The sequence below is a fragment of the Mycobacterium sp. NGS58 genome (assembly GCF_059812385.1).
In genome coordinates, this window is the sequence record NZ_JCALCO010000013.1 from 14,071 (window position 1) to 31,590 (window position 17,520).

Genomic DNA, 17,520 nt, shown 5'->3' on the forward strand with positions numbered 1-17,520 from the left:
CTCACGCAACCCCCGCACCCGCGGCCGCGCGGGTGCGGGTGACCAACGGTTGCTCGAAGCCGGCGCCGATGGCGGCGACCCGCACCGCCTCGCCGACCGTATCCGCACGGTCCGCCGGCACCAGGGCGATCACGCAGCCGCCGAAGCCGCCACCGGTCATCCGGGCACCGAGCGCGCCTGCGCGCACCGCGGTGTCGGCGATGAGGTCGATGCGTTCGGTGGTGATCTCGAAGTCGTCGCGCATGGAGGCATGCGAGGCGGTGAAAATCCGCCCGGCTTCGGAATAGTTCGAATCACTGAGTGCTGCAACACAATCGATGACTCGCTGATTCTCGGTCAGCACGTGGCGCGCGCGACGGGCGTCGACGGGATCACGCACGCCGGTCAGGACGGCGAGACCTTGGCCGCCCGCGGCGTCCTGCACTTCACGCAGCGACGACGCCGACAGATCGGTGGCCGCCCGTTCGCATGACGCACGCCGTGCCGCGTAGTCGCCGCCGGCGTGCGTATGGCGCTCGCGGGAGTCGATCAGCAACAACGCGACACCGGCGGACTCCGGGTCGAAAGCCACCGGCGTGACGGTGAGTCCGGCGAAGTCGATCAGCACCGCCGTCGCGTCCCGGCCAAAGAGCGCGGCGAGCTGATCGAGCAAACCCGTTGGCGCGCCGACATATTCGTTTTCGGCGCGCTGGGCCAGCCGGGCCTGCTCAAGGGCGTCGATGCGGACGCCGGCGGCCGAGGTGATCGCGCCCAGCGCAGCGCATTCCAGCGCCGCCGAGGAGGACAGGCCCGATCCCATTTCCACGTCGCTGGTGATCGACATCGTGCCGCCGGGCACCGGATGGCCGCCCTGGCGCAGCGCCCACACCACCCCGGCCACGTAGGCGGCCCAGCCCGCCACCTCGCCGGGAGCGGTGCCGATCCGAACGCGCACCGGGGCCTCGGCGCGGTCGCTGACAACGGTGATCGCATCGTCGTCGGCTGGGGCGAACGTCGCGACGGTGCGCTGCGGTAGCGCAATGGGTAGCGCGAAACCCAAGTTGTAGTCGGTGTGTTCGCCGATCAGATTGATCCGCCCCGGCGCGGCGTACCGGATCGTCATCGCAGTTCGGCCAACCGCTGGGCCACGCTCTCCGGCGTGACGTCGCCGATGAAGGCGTCCATCGCCGATTCGGAGGCCGCCAGGTACTTGAGCTTGCTGGCGCTGCGCCGGATGGACATCAACTCGACGTGGAAGTAACCCTCGGCCTGTGCCGCGGTGTCGGCGTATTGGTGCAGCGCCGAAATGTAGGGCAGCGGCGTGGAGTACATCCGGTCGAAGCGCCCGAGCACGTCGAGGTAGACGGACACGAACGCGTCCAGTTCGCCATCGCCGAGTTCGGTCAGGTTGTGCACGAACCTGTTCGGGTAGATGTGCACCTCCACCGGCCAGCGCGCCGCGAACGGCACGAACGCGGTGAATAGCTCGTTGCGGGCGATGATGCGGCTGCCGTCGGCGACCTCACGGGCCAGCAGATCACCGAAGAGGTTGGTGCCGTGTCGTTTTCGATGTCGACGGGCCTGCTCCAGCATTGTGGCGGCGCGCGGCGTCAGGTAGGGATAGCCGTAGATCTGACCGTGCGGATGGGTCAGCGTCACCCCGATTTCCTCGCCCCGGTTCTCGAAGCAGAACACCTGCTCGATGCCCGGCCTGGCCATCAGGTCGGCGGTGCGATGCCGCCACGCCTCGACGACCAGCCGGGCGTGTGCCGGCTCGAGCCGGGCGACGGACCCGTTGTGGTCGGCGGAGAAACAGATCACTTCGCAACGGCCATGCCCGGGCACGGTCGCGAAGCCGTCCTCGGCGGGCACGGGCGCCGCAGCGGGCCGCGAGGGCAGCGCGCCCGCCAGGCTTGGGAATCGGTTCTCGAACACGACGACGTCGTAGTCGGGGGCGGGCACCTCACTAGTCAGCCCGGTCGGGCCGGGGCACAGCGGGCACGCCTCCGGTGGCGGCTTGTAGGTGCGGTCCTGGCGCAGCGCAGCGATGATCACCCACTGGCCGGTGGCCCGGTCGAATCGCAGCTGCGACTGCGCGGCAGCCTCACGCGCCGGCAGCGGCCTGCGGTCTTCGACCGGCGCCGGACGATGCCCCGGGAGCGCGAAGAACAGCAGGTCACGGCCGTCAGCCAGCTTCGCGAGCGTCGGCGGGGTCACGATGTCGAAGACTAGCTTGTGCCGATTTTCGGGTAACTATGTTGGGTAAGCGCAAGAGAGGCGGTCTGTCGATAACTGTTCCCTACGAACGCGCCCGCAACTGGGTGATCGGCTCCGATCCTGGCTTGCTTCGGCTGCGAATGGCCACTCGGACGACGGCCGCGCTCGGCCTTTCCCTGCTGGCGCTCTTCCTCCTGACCCGGGCGACGGGGCAACCGCTGACCGTCGCCCTACTTGGCGTCGTCATCACCATGGTCGCGTCGCGCTCGGTCAACGAACCCGACCCGCACCAGCAGCGGAACACCATGGCGCTGCTGCCCCTGCCCGCCGCGGCCTCCATCACCGCCGCCGCGGTGCTGGCGTCGCACACGGTGGCCAGCGACGTGGTGTTCGTGATCGTCGTGTTCACCGCGGCATACATCCGCCGCTACGGGGCGCGGGGCAGGGCGTTGGGCATGGTCGCGTTCATGTCCTACTTCTTCACGCTCTATCTGCGGGCCCGCCTCGCGGAGCTGCCCTGGATGATCGGGGCGGTCGCGGTGGGCACCGTGTGCACGTACGTGATGAGCGCCTACGTGCTGCCCGATCGCCCCGAGCGGGTGCTGCGGGCGACCATCCGGGCGCTGCGAGCGCGGATGGCGATCGTCCTCGACACGACCGCCGAGGCGGTGCGCACGGGCCGCCTCGACGACCGGCAGCGCCGCCGGATGCGGGCCCGCACCATCCGGCTCAACGAGACCGCCCTGATGGTGCAGAGCCAGATCGAAGACAAGGCCGACCCCGGCACCCTGTGGCCCGGCGTCACCGCCGAACAACTCGTCCCCTGGCTGCTGGATGCCGAGCTGGCCATCGAGTGGGTGGCCACCGCCGGCCGCCGGGCGGCCGTCCTCGCCTGCGAGGACCCCGATTCCATTCCCGCGCCGACCCGGGCCGCGCTCGTCGACGCGCTCACCCAACTGTCGCGAGCCATCCGGCTTCCCGAACCCGGCGGGCTGCGCCGGGCCGCCGATCGCGCGCAGCGGCTGCTCGACGCGCAGCCCGCGGCTGACCCCGCCGGCAACGACGAGGGCGGCGCGGCCGTACGCCGCCTCGCGCTGGCGATCATCAACGCCGCGTCGGCCACATCCGACGTGCGGGCAATCGTCGACCGGGTGGCCGCCGGCCGGCCTCTTGACGACGCCGACGGCGAACGCCCCGAGGCGCCCGGGGACGCCGCGCCCGACGAGGCCGCCGAGGAAGAGCCGAGCGCCGGGCTGCGGCCGACCACCCGCCAAGCCATCCAGGTCGGTATCGCCGCGGCCCTGGCCATCGTTGTCGGCGAGCTGGTTTCGCCGGCGCGCTGGTACTGGGCGGTGATCGCCGCGTTCGTCATCTTCGCCGGCACCAACTCGTGGGGCGAAACATTGACCAAGGGCTGGCAACGCCTGCTCGGGACGCTGCTCGGCGTGCCCTGCGGCGTGCTGGTGGCCACGCTGCTCACCGGCCACAAGACCGCCGCGCTGGCCGGCATCTTCGTGTGCCTGTTCTGCGCGTTCTACTTCATGACGGTCACCTACAGCCTGATGACCTTCTGGATCACCACGATGCTGGCACTGCTGTACGGCCTGCTCGGCCAGTTCTCGTTCGGTGTGCTGATGCTGCGGATCGAGGAGACCGCGATCGGTGCCGTCATCGGGGCGACGGTCGCCATCGTCGTGCTGCCGACCAACACCAGAACGGCGATCCGCGGCGACGCCCGCGCGTTCTTGACGAGCCTGTCCGCCCTGATCGAGATCTCGACCGCGACCATGTTCGGTGTCGAGGACAGCGCCAGCCCGTCGGAGCGGGCGCGCCAGCTCGACCGCGACTTGCAGCAGTTCCGGGTCACCGCCAAGCCGTTGTTGGCCGGGGTCGCCGGCCTTGCCGGCCGGCGCAGCATCCGGCGCGCCCTGCGGATCTTCACCGCCTGCGACCGCTACGGCCGGAGCCTGGCGCGCAGCGCCGAGCAATATCAGGATCCGGTCGGGTCAGCCTCGCTGGCCTCGGAACCGGCGCAGGCGTTTTCGGCGGCCGCGGCCCAGACGCGCCGCAACATCGACGCGCTGCAGGAAGCCATCGAGGGAGGTCACGCGCCGACCCTGATCTCGGCGACCGACGAGCTCGACGCCGCCGAGACCTTGGCCCGGCAGCAGGACGGCAACGGCCACTTCGACACCAACGCCGATACCCGGCGCTTCCTCACCGCGGTGCACGCGCTGCGCCAGATCGAACGCGCCGTCATCACCGCGGCCACCAATCTCGGTGGGCGCGAAAGCGTCAGGACGGCCAGCCACGCCCCGTCGCGCTGATGGGGTGCTCCCCCGATCTGCTAGGCGATCCGAACGCGCGCGGCTACGATCTTGCTAACCCCCCGCCGGTAAGCGGGAGTCGAGGAGAAAACCCATGGCGACACCGAACCTACCGCCGGGCTTCGATTTCACCGACCCCGACATCTACGCGCACCGTCTTCCGGTTCAAGAATTCGCCGAACTGCGTGCCACGGAACCCATCTGGTGGAACGAGCAGCCGCTCGATCAAGGGGGCTTCGGCGACGGCGGTTATTGGGTGGTGACCAAGCACCGCGACATTCGTGAGGTGTCACTGCGCAGCGATGTCTTCTCGTCGGCCGCCAAGTCGATCGTGCCGCGTTATCGGAAAGATCTGGCGCAGGGGCAGATCGAAGCGGGACGCGCCTCGATGATCATGATGGACGACCCCGAGCACAGCCGGCTGCGCAAGATCATCTCGCGGGGCTTCACGCCTCGCGCCGTCGAGCGGTTGCGCGCCGACCTCACCGAACGCGCGCGATGCATCACCGCCGAAGCCGTCGCGCACGCGTCGGGCGACTTCGTCCGTCAGGTGGCGTGTGAGCTTCCGTTGCAGGCTATTTCGGGTCTGCTCGGCGTGCCCGCGGAGGACTACGACAAACTATTCGACTGGACCAACAACATGATCGGCAGCGACGACCCGGAGTTCGCCGACCACGACGCGTTGACGTCTGCGGGCGAGTTAATGTGGTACGCAATGCAATTGGCGGCCCGCAAGTCCGGAGAACCCGGCCCGAAAGATCGCGACATCGTTACCACGCTGATCGAGGCCGATTCCGAGGAGCAGCGACTCTCCGACGCCGAGTTCGGCATGTTCGTGGTGACGCTGGCAGTGGCCGGTAATGAGACGACCCGAAACTCGATCACGCAAGGGATGATGGCGTTCACCGACCACCCGGACCAATGGGAGCTGTTCAAGGAGCAACGGCCGAAGACGGCGGCCGACGAGATCATCCGCTGGGCCACGCCAATCACGGGGTTTCAGCGCACCGCGCTGGTGGACACCGAACTCGGCGGCGTGCGGATCGCGAGGGGCCAGCGGGTGGTGCTGTTCTACCGGTCGGCGAATTTCGACGAGGAGATCTTCGACGACCCGTTCACGTTCGACATTCTGCGCAGCCCCAACCCGCACGTCGGATTCGGCGGGACCGGAGCGCATTACTGCATCGGCGCGAACCTGGCCCGCATGACGATCGACCTGATGTTCAACGCGATCGCCGAACACATGCCCGACCTGCGCTCGGCCGGTGACCCACAGCGGCTACGGTCGTCGTTCATCAACGGCATCAAGCACTGGCAGGTGGACTATCAAGGGACGTGTCCGGCGGCGCGCTAGCTCGGCTCGGATGGCTGCGGGCTCTCCGCATCCCGGCGCTCGCCCGTAGCGATGAAGTCCTCGATCAAATCCACCACCTGCTCGGGCGCCTCGACCTGCGCGAAGTGACCGACGTCGGGCAGCACCTCGAGCCGGCTGTCCGTGCGCGCCGCTTGCGCGGCGTAAGCGTGGTCGACGGGAATGATGCCGTCGCGCTCGCCCCAGATCGCCATGACCGGTAGATCCTCGCGCAACCGCAGCCTGTTGAGCGCGCTGACCGCCTGCCCGCGGTAATCCACGACCGATCGCAGCGTCCGCAGGAACGATTGGCGTGTTTGGGCGTCCGACAACGACGAGTAGGCGCTCCACAGCTCCGCGCCACGCGGTGAACGGATGCCGGCGCTTTTCATCCAGGACCGCAGCTTGTTGCCGACGGACAACACGGGCGGCGGGGCGACGATCGGCAACACGAACTCCGCCCCGGGCGCCGAGAGCAGCCGCAGCACCCATCCCACGTCGGGACCCAGGCCGCCGCTGCTGATCAGGATCAATCGTTGGGCATAGTCGGGGTGCTGGTAGACGAACTGCATGGCGACGCCGCCACCGAGCGAGTGACCGACGACGGTGGCCTGGCTGACGCCGAGCTCGTCGAGGAAATCGCGTAGCCATACCGCGAAGGCACCCAGCGAGTAGTCAGTGCGGGGTTTCGCGGACTCGCCGTGGCCGAGCAGGTCCGGGGCGATGACCCGAAACTTCTTCGACAGCGGCGGGATCACCGACCGCCAGGTCTCCGAACTGCCCGCCATACCGTGGATGAGCAGCAGCACCTTGCCGTTGCCCTCGTCGCGGTAGGCGATGCGATCGCCGTGCAGTTGGAGAAATTTCACCTCGTTCATGAGGGCTGTGTACCCGATTTGGTCCTGCTCAGCAATGATCGAATGCATGACCGAACCGGTTGCGACCCGAGTGGCCGTCTACCTCGACTTCGACAACATCGTGATCTCCCGGTACGACCAGATTCACGGGCGGAACTCGTTTCAGCGGGATAAGGCCAAGGGGCTCGAGCAGCATGCGGAGCGGCTGGACCGGGCGACGGTCGACGTCGCCGCGATCCTGGACTTCGCGTCGTCCTTCGGGACCCTGGTGCTCACCCGCGCCTATGCCGACTGGTCGGCGGACATCAACGCCGGGTATCGGGGACAGCTGGTGGCCCGCGCGGTCGACCTGGTGCAGTTGTTCCCCGCGGCGGCCTACGGCAAGAACGGCGCCGACATCCGGCTGGCCGTCGACGCGGTCGAGGACATGTTCCGGCTACCCGACCTGACCCACGTGGTGATCGTGGCGGGCGACTCCGACTACATTCCCTTGGCTCAGCGCTGCAAGAGGCTCGGCCGGTACGTGGTCGGCATCGGCGTGGCAGGCGCGTCGAGCCGGGCGCTGGCCGCCGCCTGCGACGAGTTCGTCATCTACGACGCGTTGCCGGGGGTTCCGGTGCCCGAACCGGCGCCCGCCGATACGGTCGCGGACAAGCCGAAAAAACGGACCACCCGCGCCAAGCCGGCCAACCGCGACGAGCCCGACGAGCAGCCCGACCCGCAGGCCGCCGCCACCGCGCTGCTGACGCGGGCACTGCGGATCGGCCTGGAGAAAGACGATGTCGACTGGCTGCACAACTCCGCCGTCAAGGCACAGATGAAGCGGATGGACCCGTCGTTCAGCGAAAGAACCCTGGGGTTCCGCTCGTTCAGCGATTTCTTGCGGTCGCGCTCCGATGTCGTCGAGCTGGATGAGACGTCGACGACGCGGATGGTGCGGCTGCGCGCGCACGATTGAGCGGCGCTGCCCGCGGCCGCGGCAATGCATTTTGACGCTGGTGTATGGCGGTCGCGCCGCACGCGGGACCGGTGAACGACGAACGACGCACCTGGCCGGCCCGATATCGTTGACACCCCCATGCGCTGGCCATACATTATTTGGGAGTCGTCCGCAGCCTTCTGCGGAACCAAGGAGACCGTCATGACCGTCGGTGCCGCTCCCCCAAGCGTTTTCGAGGCTGATCTGCCGACGCTGGATTACGACCCCGAAGAAACGCCGGCGCAGGTCTACCCGCGACTGCGGGAGGCGCAGCGGCACGCGCCCGTCGCGCTTGGACCCCACGGGCCCGAAGTGCTCTCCTACCACCTGGTCCGTTCCGTCCTTAGGGATCCCCGATTCCAGATCCCACCCGGCATCAACCTGCTGGCCCAGGGCATCTCATCGGGTCCCCTGTGGGACAAAGTGGCCAATAGCCTGCTGTGCCTCGAGGGAGACGCCCACCATCGGCTGCGCAGTCTGTGCTCCAAAGCGTTCACCCCGCGAACTGTCGCGCGCCTGCACGACACCATGGTCGGCGTGCTGAACGAGTTGGTCGATCAGGTGGCGGACGCGGGCCGCTGCGACGTCGTCACCGACATCGCGCGCCCCTATCCCGTGCCGATCATCTGTGCGCTGCTCGGCGCACCCCGCGAGGACTGGCAACAGTTTTCGTTGTGGGCCGATGACGTGTTCAAGGCCTTCAGCTTCACCGTCGATCTTCGTGAACTCGAGCCGGTCGTGATGCGCGCGTGGCGCGAGCTCGACGACTACGTCGACGAGATGGTCGCCCGCCGCCGACACAGCTTGACCGATGACCTGCTTTCCGACCTGATCCGCGCCGAGGACGAGGGCGACCGCCTCGACGCCGCCGAGCTGCGCATGCTGGCGGGCGGCCTGCTGTTGGCGGGGACGGACACCACCCGCAACCAGGTGGCCGCCTCGGTGCACGTGCTGTGCGATCACCCGGAACAGTGGGAGCTGCTGCGGCAGCGGCCCGAGCTGGCGATGCGGGCCGTCGAGGAGACGATGCGGCACTCACCGATCGCCTGCGGAACGCTGCGCCTAGTGGTCGAGGACGCCGAGCTCGACGGCTACTCGTTCCCCGCGGGCACCGCGGTGTTGGTGAATACCTTTGCGGCCAACCGTGATCCGGTGGTGTACGACGACCCCGACCGCGTCGACGTCACCCGTGATGCGGCACCGCCCATCCTGACCTTCGGCGGCGGCGTGCACTACTGCCTGGGCGCCAACCTGGCCCGGCGCGAGATCGCCGAAGCGCTGAACGTCCTCGCGAACCGGCTGCGAAATCCGCGTACGGTCGGGCCGGCGCCGTGGAAGCCGATGGTGAGCCTGAGCGGGCCGACGAGCCTGCCCATCGCGTTCGACCCATAGGCATCGCCGGGACTGCTGTGACGAAGGCCGCTGTACGCCCGAGTCGCGGTCGCATCTGGGCGGCTTTACGCTCCTTGGTTACACGAACTTAACGGGGGTTTTCAATGCGTGCAGCCTGGGTGCGTGCGGCGCGGCACCGCCTGCGCCCCTACGGGCTTGCCGTGGTGGCGTCGGCTGGCTGCCTGGCCATCGCGTCCTGTTCGGAAACCGCGGCACCGCCGGCGCTCACGCCCACCACGCCGACATCGGTCTCGAAAACCAGCACCCGGGCGGTCGCGCCGCCCGCGCCGATAACCGGGCCGCTGGAGAAGGATTGGAAAAGTTACGGCGGAACGGCGTATTTCGGTTGCCCGGAGAAGTTTTCGGCCAGCAAGTCGGCGCTCGAGGACATCCGGCCGAAAATCTTCGACCCGAAATCCGGACAGTACGTCGCGCCCGCCATCCCCTCGGTTCCCGCCGGCGAGAACCTCACCGGCGCCATCTGCGCGCCGACCGGCGCGGCCGACGACATGAAGGTCGTGTATGTGGTCACCACCGTCAAGCCTGCCCAGCCGCCTTCCCCGGCCCCGGACGTCGCCAAAACCACCGCCTACGTCTACGACGCCAAGTCGGGCCGGCAGGTGGCCACCAAGGAGCTGCAGCCGCCGGCCCCCGAGCTGAAGCTGACGGCGCCGAAGGATTGGGGGCTGGCCTCGACCGCCTCGGGCGTGGCGTGGCTGAACGCCTTCACCGACGGCCACGGTGCCGCATCGCCACCACGGACCGTGGTCCTGTCCGGCGGCGACCTGTCGATGATGTGGGACGATCCGCAGCCCGGGCGGGTCTGGCAGGACGTGCTCGCCTTTGCGCGCAACACCGAGCCCGGCAAGACTTCCGGCGCGGAGCTGCGGCGGCCGAGCGGGGAAGCGATCTATCAGGACAACGACATCCAATCCGTCGATGCCGAATTGACGGACGGCCCAAACAAACTGGTGAAGCTCACGCACTGGGATTCCTACAACCCGCCCGTGCTGTCGACGATGTTTTATGACCTTAACGCCAAGTCCATCATCAAGATCGGCGATTCCGACCGGATCTCCGGCGGCGGGCTGACCGCCGCGCTGTCCGACGGCAAACTCTTCGTCGACGGCCATGGCTCGGACACCTCCCAATTCGGGTTCGGCGTCTGGAACCTGCGCAGTCAGCAGTGGGACTTTCAGAAGAGCCGAGACGACGCCAAGAAGCTGTCGGTCTCCAAGCTGGCGTTTTTCGAAGACCACCTCTACATCACCGGCACCGGCGGGACGTTCTCCGTGATCGCCTTGCCCGCAACCGATCCCGTGGCGTCGAACTGGACCCTACGGCCTTTCGAACGGATCTCGGGGTGGACGCTGGTGTGCCGCGGCGAGACCGCGCCGGCCGCCAACGGCGAGTGCAAGGAGATCGTCATGGTGCAGGATCAGGACGGGCACTACCCCGGCCCCTGGTTCTGAGCTTCGCTCGCGCCTTAAAACCAGCCGAGGGCCTGCGGGACCATATAAAGACCGAAGCCGATGGTCACGAAACACAGTGCGCGAGTGAGGTATTTGTGCAGGCCCCGCATGCGCCACTGCTCGGGCAGCGCCCGGGCCTCCAGCGCCAGCAGCAGGCCCAGCACGATGGGCAGCAGCAAAGCGTTCATGACCTCGACATCCACGGCCAGGTTGACCAGGTCGACACTGGCCAGCACCAGGGCAGCGCCAGCGATGTGGGCGAGCCCGTAGGTGATGTAGAACTTGGCGGTGGCGCGGTTGGGCCGCTCGTTGAGCGTGTGCTTCCAGCCGAACACCTCCGCGAGCCCCCAGGCGCCGGCGAGCGAGGCGACGATCGCGGCCACCAGCGCCGCGCCGAGCATGCCCAGACCGAACAGCACGGTCCCGCCGACGTGGCCCAGGTAGGGCGTCAACGCTTGCGCGATCTGGCCGACGGTCTCCAGCTCCGCCCCACCGCCGTGCTTGCCGATTGTCGAGGCCATGGTGATCACCACCGCGATCATGATCAGCTGGGTCAGCACCGCGCCGAACGCGGTGTCATAGCGCGCCTGCCGAATCGTGTTCTCGGACAGACGCTTATCGACCACGGCGCCCTGCTGGTAGAAGATCATCCAGGGCATGATGACCGCGCCTACGTTGGCCGCGACCAACAGCAGGTACGACGAGTTGCCCAGCGGCATCGACGAAAGGCCGTCCACGAGCGCCCTCGGGTCGGGCCTGGCCATGACCATCGCCACCAGGAACGCCAGCTCGGCCGCACCGACGACCAGGCCGATGCGCTCGACGCGCCGGTAGCTGCCGGTGAGGGCCAGCGCCAGCAGCGCGACGGTCGCGATCGGGATGCTCACCCATCGGGAGACGCCGAAGAGTTCGCCCACTCCGGCGACGCCGGCGAATTCGGTCAGCAACGCCCCGATCGCCGAGGCGAACAAGGTGAATGCGGACAGCCATGCCCAGCCGCGGCCGAAGCGCTGCCGGATCAGCGCCCCATGGCCACGCTTGGTGACGATGCCCAACCGCACGGTCATCTCCTGCACGGCGTAGAGGACCGGCATCAAGATCAGCTGCGGCAGCACCATCCGGTAGCCCCACTGGGCGCCGGACTGAGACGCGGTGATCAGCGACCCCGCGTCCGTGTCGGCCAGCATCACCACCAGGCCGGGGCCCCACACCGCCAGAAGCCCCCACCGCAGCCAACGGCCACGCGTCCGCAGTGACACCGGCGGTCGCTCGTCGAATCCGTCGCTCACCTGCTGCGTGGTTGTCTCGGTCAACCTTGCCCCACCCCTCTGGTACGACTGCGTTCGTGCAACCCGATCCGTCCCGAGGATAACTAAGGGTCGCCTAACCGTAGCCCGGGAATGCAATCGATGTGGTGACCGGCATGGTGCGCTAATCTTGCGTTCCCGTCAGGCCTGCACCCGGCGCAGCGACGGGATCGAATAGGGGCCGGCTCCCAGTACGGGTACGGGCAAGACAGGGTGGGCAACCGGTGACGGTGATCATCTCGCGCGTGGCGAACGCGCTCATCGTGGATGTCGACGTTACCGCACCGACGACGTCGGTCAATCGACGAGTCCTGGACCGTTACCGCCGCCGCTATGGTGGCCTGTGGGTTGGTGGCCGGCTCACCGTTACCAACGTCGACGTTCAGTTCCACGCGAATGCCCTCAATCGCTCGATCCAGTCGGGACAGCTGGACGTCACCATCGACCTGCGCTCGATCGAATCGGTCGAACTGCTACCGGGCGTCCTCACGAAGATCATCGCCATCCGCGCCGGTGACCGGGTGACGAAATTCCGCTGCTTCGGCGCGGCGAAGGTCGCCGACCAGATTCGCGCTGCCGCGTCGTCCGCCTCGCGGTGTTGATGGGCTACAGCGCCTACCGAGCCTGGTTCGGCAGACGCCACACGAACCAGCAGTAGCCGCCACGTCGAGGCTGACTGATATCGAGCCATGTCCGCCAGGTAATCAACCGGTATTCCGCCTGACGCGACCCCCATCGCCTTGCCGTGCAACGCTTCTCGCCCTGGCAACCATGAGTGCGGTGCAGACCACCAGCACGCCGGTGGCCGCGGCTTCGGCGATCAAGGCACCGGAGTTCAGCACTTGCCGGTCGGCGACCAGAGATATCCCCAATTCATTTTTGGCGTCGCCGACCAGCACCGCCGGGTAGACCAAACACAAAACGGCGGTCACAAACGCGATCACCGCGCAGCCGCAGGCGACTAGCCCCACCCAGCGCACTCGCATCGCGGCGAGCAGCGCGCCGGCGGCCGTCAGCGACGCGATCACCACGACCCATCCCGGCGTGCTGTCCACCATGCCGGTAAGCAGGGAGCCGTAGTAGTCGCCGTGCTCGCCGATGTAGATCCCGAGGCCATTCCACCGGATGGGTAAGCCCAGATGGCTTACGTCAATCCAGGGCAGAAGTGTCAGTGCGGCTGACGCGATGGCCGCCACGACGGCCACCACCGTGATTGCCTTGGTGCGCAACAGGTTCCCTTTCGATCAACGAATCACGACGAACTCCCGGCCGGCCAGCCAGGGTATGGCGGCAGGGTGGGAAATTCCGAGCGACGATGCACGCCATTGAGCAGATACAGGCGGCGGTCTGCCGGGTCGGGCGCTGTGTCCACGCACGATTGGGCATCGGCCACTTCGGAAGGCCATTCCACCGGATCGGTGTTCGATTCGGGGACCCTGTCGGCAGTCATGTTGTGCCCGACGATGTGCCAACCGCCGAAGACGTCGTCGACGGGTGCCGCGGCGGGCCCTTTCTGCGGCGGCAGGGCCGCTACCGGCCCGTCTTCCGGGGCCGTCATGGCCACACGATGCACGGCGATCCGGGCCCCGGGATCGGTTGCGGGCAAGGTGCTTTTCCAGCCGTAGTTCCCATCACCGAGGTCCAGCGCGCTGGCGTACGCCCAATCACATACCACGGCCACGACCTGACGGCCCGCGGTGTCGACCCGCAAGAAATGGTAGCGATCGGTGCCGACGAGGCGATCGCGCAACGGATGCGCGGTGTCGGGCCAGCGGTCGCGGGCGCTGTCCGGCTGGCCCTGCGGCGCATTCGGCGCGACGGCATGGGTGAATCCGGGATAGGCGTATCCGATATCGCCGGCATTGGCCGCCAGAAAGATCGATTCGAGGTAGGCACGCACCACGACGGCCGGTGTCGTGAGTAGATCGATCCCCGGCTCAGCGCTCCACACCGCCCGTATGTCTGACAGCGTTCCCGTCCACGGGACCTTCGGCGCGGGGGCGGCTTGATGCGCGACGTCCTTGGGGCCGCAGCCGGCGACGACGGCGCACAGCGTCACAGCGATGATCCGACGGAGAAGTCCGCGCCGCCGCCCGAGATTCATGAAACTTCCCTAGGGGTTGGGTAATTGGGTCACTTCGTCATACTGGTGCTGCATGTGCGGGATGATGCTCTCGTCACCCAATATCCCTTGCACCGCACCCTTGAGCGCTTGATTGTATTTGTAGTTGTCCCACGTACCGCCGTTCGCCTTGTACTCGTCGAACGTGGCGATGTGCATCGGGCTGTGCGGGTCCCCGGGAATGTCTGGGGCAAAGAATTGTTGCGTCAACCCGATCGGCACCCGGTTGGCGATCAGGCCGTCGAGCACCTGTGAATACGCGGTGCTGTCCTGCATGTGCGGTATCTGGACGTCAGGCGGCGTGGTTGACGATGGCGCAGCACCAATGATGTCTTGCTTCAACGCTTCTCCGCCCGTGGACAGGGCCGGGCCGCCGAGCGTGCCGATCATGTTGTACGGCGGCGGCAGCGCCTTGCCCGCCAACTTCGCCACCGCGCCACCGCCCTTCACCAGGTTGTCGTACGCCGATGCCTTGCGGTTGTAGGCCTCGGTCGCCTGTTGGGCGCCATTGAGTCCCTCGGCGTGCACGGCATTGTTCACCCCAACGTCGACCAATCCCTTCAGGGTGGCCGCCTGCTGCAGATCGGCGTCGTTGGCCACCGCGCCGGGCACGTGATGCGCGACCGCTTCGGCGTAGCGATTCTGGTCCTGCATGATCTGCTGCATTGCCGCACCATTGAAGATATTTGACGCGTCCTTGTCCGTACTGAGCACGGAGAAAATGCCTTTGGCGATGGGCAATCTGGATTCCACGTCCTGATTGGAATCCGGTGCGTGGAAGAACGGCGACAGATCGTTGGTGCCACCGGCGATGTTGGTGACGTAGGGGGACAGCCCCGTGGCGAAGGCTTGCGTCAGTTTCGGATCGACTTGGCCCAGCGTGTGATGGCCCGGCAGATCGAGCAACTCGTGCGAATGCGCACCGAGGTAGGCCGCGTACGTCTGCGCGGTCTGCCCGGCGATCTGGGCTTCCGGGCCGGCCGCGTCCTTGGTCCAGCTGAACAACGATCCGGCCGCGTCGCCGCCGTCGGACCAGGAGTGGTGGGTGATGTTCTGCAAGAAATCCTGGGTCGACTGGTCGCAGAGGCCCTGCTGATTGACGATCCAATTCACGGCCCCGTGGTCGCGGCCGGCCGCCCAGAACACCGACTCGACCGTTTGGTCGTAGGTGTTGCGCGCCCAATCCTGCGTCATGATCTGCGCACCCTTGTGCAGCAGACCCTGATCGACCTCGGTGTTGCGCTGTAGCAACGGGTTACCGTCCTTGACGATGTCGGCGATCGTCCTGGTCTGGTCGGCATACAGCCAGCCCGGCGCCTTCAACACCTCCTGCACACTGTCCGGCAACTGCGCGGTCCCGCCCCGCACCGTGTCGGTGCCCTGCTTGGCGCCGACGGTTGTCGGCGTTTTCGGGAACGTGATGCTCGGGTTGCTCATCAGCTGCCAGGAGTCGCCGATCATCCCCTTTTCGTCGCCGAGGCGCTGCTCGGCGGTCTTGAGCGCATCGATGGTCATGCCGTGCTCTTGCGCCTGCAACTGGCTCAACACGGAAGCCTGCTCGGCGTTCAGGGGAACCCTTCCGGCCACTTGGTCGGGCGTGATCGAGCTCAGCACCCCGTTGACGCGGGCGGCCGCACCCTTGTCGCCGCCGAGGGCGGCCTTCACATCCTGCTCGGCGGATTCCGGCGTCTCGGCCGGGTGCCCGTCGACACCGAGTACCCGCGCCGGGTCATACCCGTCGTCGGCCAAGTTTTTCTGCGCTCCATGCAGCGATTTTGTGTAGTTGTCGCGGGTGGCACGCAACTGGTCGAGGGCGTCCCGGGTGTCGTCGACCGCGTCGGCTTTCGCGTCCTTGATCAACGTCTCCAGGGCGTGGCGGTCCTTCGGGGCGAGGGTGGGATCCTGCAGGTCCTTCGTCGCCGCACCGATGAGTTTGTCGAGCAGCTGCAGCTGACGTTCCAGCGTGGCGATCTCTTTCGCCCCGGCCTGTTGGGCGTCGGCCAGCGCGGCGGCGATGTTTTCCAGATCGGCGCCGATCTTGGGCAGTTGCTGCGACTGCGCGCCCAGCACCTGGGCGGTGCGCTGCACTTCGGCGGAGGTGTTGATCGGGCTGTCACCGTTCTGGTGGTTCCAGGCCGCCTCGAAACGTTGGCGGGCCTGCTCGAAAGTCGCATCGGCTTCGGCCGAGGAGCGGCCCGCGGAATGAAAAGCGTTGGCCAGATTAGAGATCTGCCCTGGCTGGCCCGCCTGCAGGGTCCGATTGATCTCCCACGGGTCGCCGCCGGCCCCCGCGACGAGCTCCGCGATGCTGAGATAGTTCAGCTGCATCGCAGCAATCCCTCCCCGCAGTTCGCCGGACTACCGCCCCCCGATATGTCGTCCACTTCGAACGGCGATTTGCTGGCCAAGCATATGGGGGCACGCATCACGCGTGCCAGTCACGTAATGGGCGGCGCGGAGTTAACCATGCCGACGTCAGGGGTATCCGTCGGGCTATGGGGTGGGTCACGACGCATGCGGTCGCGATTGTCTTTGCTTTGCTTTCCGCTTTTTGGGCTGCGGTGGGAATCGTGGTGCGGCAACGAGCCACCCAGCGCGTTCCGGGTGATGAGGCGATGTCCGCGGTGATGGCGACCACCCTGGTTCGCCAACCGTTGTGGTGGGCGGGGACCTTTGCCGCGGTGGCCGGGTACGCGTTCCAGGCGGCGGCACTGGCGCACGGATCCCTGCTGCTCGTCCAGCCCCTTTTGGTGTCGTCGTTGCTGTTCGCGCTCCCGCTGAGTGCGGCGCTGTGCCACCAGCGCATCAGCCCGGTCCAGTGGGGCTGGGCGATGTTGCTGACGGCCGCACTGGCGGTTTTCCTGCTGGTGGGTCAGCCGCGCGAGGGACACAGCCGTCCCCCACTTCCGGCGTGGACGCTGGCGTTGGCGATCACCGTGCCGTCGGTGATCGCGTGCGTCATCGCGGCCCGCCGCGCTGCCGGCCGGGTGCGCGCCTCGCTGCTGGGTGTCGCGGTGGCGGTCCTGCTCGGCATGATCGCGGTCGTCACGAAGGTCTGCACCCACCGCTATTCGCTCGGCGGGTGGCACTCGCTGCTGGCCGTCCCGGCTCCGTATGTGCTGGTCGCGCTGGCGGTGACGGTGACCGTGGTGCAGAACTCGGCGTTTCACGCCGGGGCGCTGCAGGCGTCGGTACCGATCATGCTGGTGGGCGAGCCCGTCGTCGCCGTCCTGCTCGGCGTGGTCGTGCTGGGTGAGCACTTGGCGGTGGGCGGATTGACGGCATTGATCCTGGTCATCGCGGTGGTGGCAATGGCGGCGGCCACGGTCGCCCTGGGCCGCAGCCAGGCGATCGAGAACGGCGATGTGCCAAGTGGAGAGCTACCTCGGCCGTCTGGCGTCGACGAAGCCACACTGGCGGCCGTGGGGACGACCCGCGGATTCCCGGGCGCGCGCGATCAGCTCAAGTGAGGGCCGGCGTCACATGTTGGGACGCGGCACCCGGCAGGTGTAGCCAG

The 17,520-nt window shown here is 67.5% G+C and carries 14 protein-coding genes; 7 read left to right on the forward strand and 7 right to left on the reverse strand.

Features of this window, described 5'->3' with window-relative positions:
- Position 1 precedes the first annotated feature (1 nt).
- Both AC5Y4H_RS14080 and galT read right to left on the reverse strand, forming a co-directional pair.
- Positions 2-1,102 (reverse strand): galactokinase, encoded by a 1,101-nt coding sequence (locus AC5Y4H_RS14080; protein ID WP_499982616.1) that lies wholly within the window; start codon positions 1,100-1,102, stop codon positions 2-4.
- On the reverse strand, positions 1,099-2,196 hold the full coding sequence (gene galT, locus AC5Y4H_RS14085; RefSeq protein WP_499982617.1) for a galactose-1-phosphate uridylyltransferase: 1,098 nt from the start codon (positions 2,194-2,196) through the stop codon (positions 1,099-1,101). Before galT ends, AC5Y4H_RS14080 begins: the two co-directional genes overlap by 4 nt.
- A gap of 104 nt (positions 2,197-2,300) precedes the next feature.
- On the opposite strand from galT, the gene AC5Y4H_RS14090 reads away from it, so the two are divergent.
- Together AC5Y4H_RS14090 and AC5Y4H_RS14095 are read left to right on the forward strand one after the other, a co-directional pair.
- Positions 2,301-4,523: an FUSC family protein gene (locus tag AC5Y4H_RS14090; protein ID WP_499982847.1), complete on the forward strand. Its 2,223-nt coding sequence runs from the start codon at positions 2,301-2,303 to the stop codon at positions 4,521-4,523.
- Between the two features lie 94 nt (positions 4,524-4,617).
- Positions 4,618-5,877, forward strand: a complete 1,260-nt coding sequence (locus AC5Y4H_RS14095) for a cytochrome P450 (protein WP_499982619.1) — start codon at positions 4,618-4,620, stop codon at positions 5,875-5,877.
- Here AC5Y4H_RS14095 and AC5Y4H_RS14100 read toward each other — a convergent pair.
- Complete coding sequence (locus AC5Y4H_RS14100; RefSeq protein WP_499982621.1) at positions 5,874-6,752, reverse strand: alpha/beta fold hydrolase; 879 nt, start codon at positions 6,750-6,752, stop codon at positions 5,874-5,876. The genes AC5Y4H_RS14095 and AC5Y4H_RS14100 overlap by 4 nt on opposite strands.
- 34 nt (positions 6,753-6,786) lie before the next feature.
- Here AC5Y4H_RS14100 and AC5Y4H_RS14105 point away from each other — a divergent pair, with 34 nt between their 5' ends.
- From AC5Y4H_RS14105 to AC5Y4H_RS14115, 3 genes are all read left to right on the forward strand, one after another.
- On the forward strand, positions 6,787-7,689 hold the full coding sequence (locus AC5Y4H_RS14105) for an NYN domain-containing protein (protein ID WP_499982622.1): 903 nt from the start codon (positions 6,787-6,789) through the stop codon (positions 7,687-7,689).
- Positions 7,690-7,872: 183 nt separating this feature from the next.
- A complete protein-coding gene (locus tag AC5Y4H_RS14110) occupies positions 7,873-9,102 on the forward strand; it encodes a cytochrome P450 (RefSeq protein ID WP_499982624.1) in 1,230 nt (409 codons plus the stop codon).
- A 104-nt stretch (positions 9,103-9,206) separates the two neighbouring features.
- A complete protein-coding gene (locus tag AC5Y4H_RS14115) occupies positions 9,207-10,574 on the forward strand; it encodes a hypothetical protein (RefSeq protein ID WP_499982627.1) in 1,368 nt (455 codons plus the stop codon).
- A 14-nt stretch (positions 10,575-10,588) separates the two neighbouring features.
- On the opposite strand, the gene AC5Y4H_RS14120 is transcribed toward AC5Y4H_RS14115, so the two are convergent.
- Positions 10,589-11,887: an NRAMP family divalent metal transporter gene (locus tag AC5Y4H_RS14120; RefSeq protein WP_499982629.1), complete on the reverse strand. Its 1,299-nt coding sequence runs from the start codon at positions 11,885-11,887 to the stop codon at positions 10,589-10,591.
- Positions 11,888-12,105: 218 nt separating this feature from the next.
- On the opposite strand from AC5Y4H_RS14120, the gene AC5Y4H_RS14125 reads away from it, so the two are divergent.
- The gene (locus AC5Y4H_RS14125) at positions 12,106-12,483 is read left to right on the forward strand and encodes a hypothetical protein (RefSeq protein ID WP_499982630.1); all 378 of its coding nucleotides are present in this window, start codon (positions 12,106-12,108) and stop codon (positions 12,481-12,483) included.
- Positions 12,484-12,585: 102 nt separating this feature from the next.
- On the opposite strand, the gene AC5Y4H_RS14130 is transcribed toward AC5Y4H_RS14125, so the two are convergent.
- The 3 genes from AC5Y4H_RS14130 to AC5Y4H_RS14140 are packed head-to-tail and all read right to left on the reverse strand — an operon-like array spanning position 12,586 to position 16,331.
- Positions 12,586-13,110, reverse strand: coding sequence for a hypothetical protein (locus AC5Y4H_RS14130; protein WP_499982632.1), 525 nt, complete (start codon positions 13,108-13,110; stop codon positions 12,586-12,588).
- A 23-nt stretch (positions 13,111-13,133) separates the two neighbouring features.
- Positions 13,134-13,985, reverse strand: coding sequence for a hypothetical protein (locus AC5Y4H_RS14135; protein ID WP_499982635.1), 852 nt, complete (start codon positions 13,983-13,985; stop codon positions 13,134-13,136).
- 9 nt (positions 13,986-13,994) lie between these two features.
- Positions 13,995-16,331 (reverse strand): putative alpha/beta hydrolase, encoded by a 2,337-nt coding sequence (locus AC5Y4H_RS14140; protein WP_499982639.1) that lies wholly within the window; start codon positions 16,329-16,331, stop codon positions 13,995-13,997.
- 167 nt (positions 16,332-16,498) lie between these two features.
- Here AC5Y4H_RS14140 and AC5Y4H_RS14145 point away from each other — a divergent pair, with 167 nt between their 5' ends.
- Positions 16,499-17,473, forward strand: coding sequence for a DMT family transporter (locus AC5Y4H_RS14145; protein WP_499982642.1), 975 nt, complete (start codon positions 16,499-16,501; stop codon positions 17,471-17,473).
- The last annotated feature ends 47 nt before the right edge of the window (positions 17,474-17,520 follow it).